At 39.8% G+C, this 3,605-nt stretch carries 3 protein-coding genes, 1 tRNA gene and 1 pseudogene; 3 read left to right on the top strand and 2 right to left on the bottom strand.

What is annotated here, in order from left to right:
* The first annotated feature begins 164 nt into the window (after positions 1-164).
* Both MV676_RS06245 and MV676_RS09435 read left to right on the top strand, forming a co-directional pair.
* Positions 165-241: transfer RNA gene (locus MV676_RS06245), tRNA-Thr, on the top strand.
* Between the two features lie 18 nt (positions 242-259).
* Positions 260-404 (top strand): annotated as a pseudogene (locus MV676_RS09435) (glycerophosphodiester phosphodiesterase family protein); the annotation flags it as partial.
* Positions 405-496: 92 nt separating this feature from the next.
* Here MV676_RS09435 and tgt read toward each other — a convergent pair.
* Complete coding sequence (gene tgt, locus MV676_RS06240) at positions 497-1,624, bottom strand: tRNA guanosine(34) transglycosylase Tgt (RefSeq protein WP_297445889.1); 1,128 nt, start codon at positions 1,622-1,624, stop codon at positions 497-499.
* Positions 1,625-1,665: 41 nt separating this feature from the next.
* On the opposite strand from tgt, the gene MV676_RS06235 reads away from it, so the two are divergent.
* A complete protein-coding gene (locus MV676_RS06235; RefSeq protein ID WP_297445888.1) occupies positions 1,666-3,342 on the top strand; it encodes a lytic transglycosylase domain-containing protein in 1,677 nt (558 codons plus the stop codon).
* Positions 3,343-3,355: 13 nt separating this feature from the next.
* Here the strand turns inward: MV676_RS06235 and MV676_RS06230 are convergent.
* A partial coding sequence (locus tag MV676_RS06230) for an efflux RND transporter permease subunit (protein ID WP_297445886.1) occupies positions 3,356-3,605 on the bottom strand: 250 nt, incomplete at its 5' end.

Here is a 3,605-nt window from a genome sequence, read left to right as displayed (position 1 = left end):
TAAACGCCTTTCTTGTTTTTTATAAGCTCTTTCAAATATTCAATCCACTAGTGGATTGAATATTTGAAAGAGCTTATAAAAAACAAGAAAGGCGTTTAAGGTGAAGGGGCTTTTCCCCTTGCCTTTTTATGTTTCGATCATATATTTTTCTCTGTGATTTTTCTGCCCACGTGGCTCAGGAGGTTAGAGCGCACCCTTGGTAAGGGTGAGGTCGGCGGTTCAACTCCGCCCGTGGGCACCACCTGTAAAAGAGGGGGATTTGAAAATAATAGCCCACCGGGGTGCTTCTTTCTACGCACCGGAAAATACATTTTCAGCGTTCAATTTAGCCTTTAAAATGGATTAAGGATAGTGAGATTGTTGTTATTCACGATGAAACTACCGATAGAACAGGAAACAAAAGTTTAACGGTTTCAGAAGCTCTTTACCTTGCCAAAGAGTTTAAAGCCCTTGGAGTGGATTCCATCTCTACCAACCGTCCAGACTGGATAGCTGCTTATGTTAAGTAGTAAGGGCTTTCTTCGTCTGTTTTATACTTTGAAAAGAATTCTCTTTTAAATTCTTTAAACTTTTTGTTTTTTATAGCTTCTCTCATTTTTTCCATCAGCTTTGCATAGAAGTGAAGGTTATGTATTGAGTTTAGTATCAATGCATTTATCTCTTTTGATGCGAAGAGGTGCCTTAAATAAGCTCTTGAGAAGTTCCTGCATGTATAACAATCGCAGTTTTCATCGACGGGTCTTTCGTCATTTTTATACCTGGCACTTTTTATGTTGAGTTTCCCGTTCCATGTAAAGAGAGTTCCGTTTCTTGCGTTTCTTGTTGGCATTACACAGTCAAACATATCAACGCCATGTTCAACGGCAACGATGATATCTTCTGGTTTGCCAACACCCATAAGATACCTTGGTTTTGCATAGGGTAGAAGAGGGGTAACAAGGGATGTTATTCTGTACATGTCCTCTTTCGGTTCGCCGACGCTGAGTCCGCCTATTGCAACGCCATCAAAAGGTAAGTCTGAAGTTAGTTTTGCACTTAGTATTCTCAGGTCGTCAAATGTTCCACCCTGAACGATGCCAAAAACGGCTGTTTTATCGCTTGTTCGTGCTTCAATACTCCTCTTCGCCCATCGGTACGTTCTTTCAAGGGAGTGTTTTGCATATTCTCTTGTTGCCGGGTAGGGTGTGCATTCGTCAAGAACCATACCGATGTCAACGCCGATTCTCTCTTCGTATTCAACGACAAGTTCCGGTGAAAAGAAGTGTTTTGAACCGTCAATGTGTGAGCGGAAATAGACACCTTCTTCAGTGAGTTTCATCAAGTCGCCCAAGCTGAAAACCTGAAAGCCTCCGCTGTCTGTTAGTATCAATCTGTTCCATCCTGTAAATTTGTGAATACCACCGGCTTCCTCTATCAGATCAATACCCGGTCTTAAATAGAGGTGATAGATGTTTGAAAGAACGAGTGAGTATCCTGAAGTTTTTATCTCTTCCCATCTTACACCTTTTACTGCACCTCCTGTTGCCACTGGCATGAAGCACGGTGTTTCTGTCGTGCCATGAGTGCCTTTTAAAATGCCGGTTCGTGCCTTTCCATCTGTTTCGACTATCTCAAAGCTTAACATTTCTTCTCCTATTAAAGTTTTTAACTGCTATAATATAAAGTATGAAAAGATTTTCCGTAATTATACTTCTATTTTTTCTCTCTTTTGCCGCTCCTTCACTGGCAATGACCGAGAAAGAGGTGAAATCTTTTACCTCTTTGAGTCCATCTTCTCCTATATCTTACCTGCTGTTTCTTCAGAAGTATCCCGATTCGCCTTTTGAAAAGACAGTGAAGGAGATGTTTATTGATTCTATCTTTCAAAGTGGAAATTATTCTGCCTTTGCCGATATTGGTTTTGATGATATTGACGATTTCTATAAACTTGAGCTTGCCAGGATTTACAGGAAGAGAGGTTTAGAGGAAGAAGCGCAGAAGATTTACAGGGAGGTTTTTTCAAGGACGAACAGCTACGATGAGCAGATTTTAATTGATAATGCTGGAAACACGGCGTTTTTAACAGGTAACCAGACTGTAATTGCCAATAAAATCTGGTTTGCGATAAAGCGCAGGAATTTTAAAATTGCCAGGTTTTATCTTTCCCTTCTCCCTCCAGATAACAGGTTCTATCTCTACTTTAAGGGAGTGATTCTATATAAAACCGGTAAGTACAGGGAGGCCGTTTTCTGTTTTGAGAACTCTTCCATTCCGGAAGCTCTCTTTTTTCGCCTTCTCCTTGAGAGGAATCCTTTTAAAAAGATAGAGCTTTTAAGAAAATTAATTGCTTCAGATGCTAAGAGGAATTTTAAGATTTCAGGTATAAGGATAACTCTTAATAAACTTCTTGTTACTAACCTGCCGCTATTTAAGTTGGCCCTTGAGGGTGTTAAAAGTTTTGATTATAACCTGTACAAAGAGTACCTTGCTAAATATTACATCAATGTTGGACAGTTCATAAAAGCACTTTCTATCTTGAAAACTTTAAATACGGAGTTTGGAAGAGGTCTTTCTGCAGCTATAGAAAAAACAGTTTTAGGCAAAGAGGTAAAGCTTGCTAACAACAGTTTTTACAAATTCATTTTAACGGGGAAAGGGCCTGCAGTTAAGTTTGAGAAGCCTTCTGTTTCAATGATAAAAGACGAAGGCTTGAGGTATATAATTAAGAGTAAGAAGTATTTTTTACTGAACTTTCTTGATCTTTCTCGCTTTTCTCCCTTTGATTCTGCAGTTGCCTGTTATTTTGCAGGAAGATTTAGAGATGGAATAAAATTTGCCTCAAAAGCTGTTGCCTCAGTTTCTCCTGAAAAGAGAAATGTGCTTTATACAATTTTGTATCCGGCACCCTCTATGTTCAAAAACAGTGTTGTGACTCTTTCTATAGCGAGGCAGGAAAGTCTTTTTGATCCCGGTGCTTTTTCAAGAAGTGGTGCGATAGGTTACATGCAAATAATGCCTTCAACAGGGAAACATATAGCTTCTGTTATGGGAGATGATTTTAACGTTTCTGACCTTTATGATGAGAAGGTTAATATTTCTTATGGAGCGTTTTACATAAAGAAGCTTATTAAAGAGTTTGGCTCTCTACCTGTTGCGGCAGCTGCGTACAATGCAGGTCCCGGACGTATAGGAAGGCTTTTGAAACTTTACGGTGGCGTTGATTCTAACGGTGAGTTTGTCCTTTTTGTTGATGCGTTTCTTCCCCTTGACGAAACGCGCAATTATGTGAAGAGGGTTGTTTCTAACTGTTTCTTTTATTCAAAGAGATTTGGTTTAAAGAATAACATCTGCCGGGTTAAATAACCCGGCAGTTTGTTCACTCTGATAGTTCCTTTTTCGTATTGCCGTATGTGTAAACAAATAGGAGCGGAATGAATACAAGGGTTAAAAATGTCCCCACTATTAAACCGCCAATTGCCACGGCGCCAAGTGGAGCCAATCTTTCAAGTCCTATGGCATTCCCCATGGCAACGGGTAACATTCCTGCAGTTGTTGCGAATGCGGTCATAAGAACCGGCCTTGTTCTGATTTTTATACTTTCAAGGATTGCCTCTTCAGGGTTCATT

Origin of the sequence: Desulfurobacterium sp. (assembly GCF_027028515.1) — a bacterium.
Classification (GTDB): Bacteria; Aquificota; Aquificia; order Desulfurobacteriales; family Desulfurobacteriaceae; genus Desulfurobacterium_A.
Note: the sequence above shows the minus strand (reverse complement) of the source record. Positions and strands in the feature narration are given on the sequence as shown.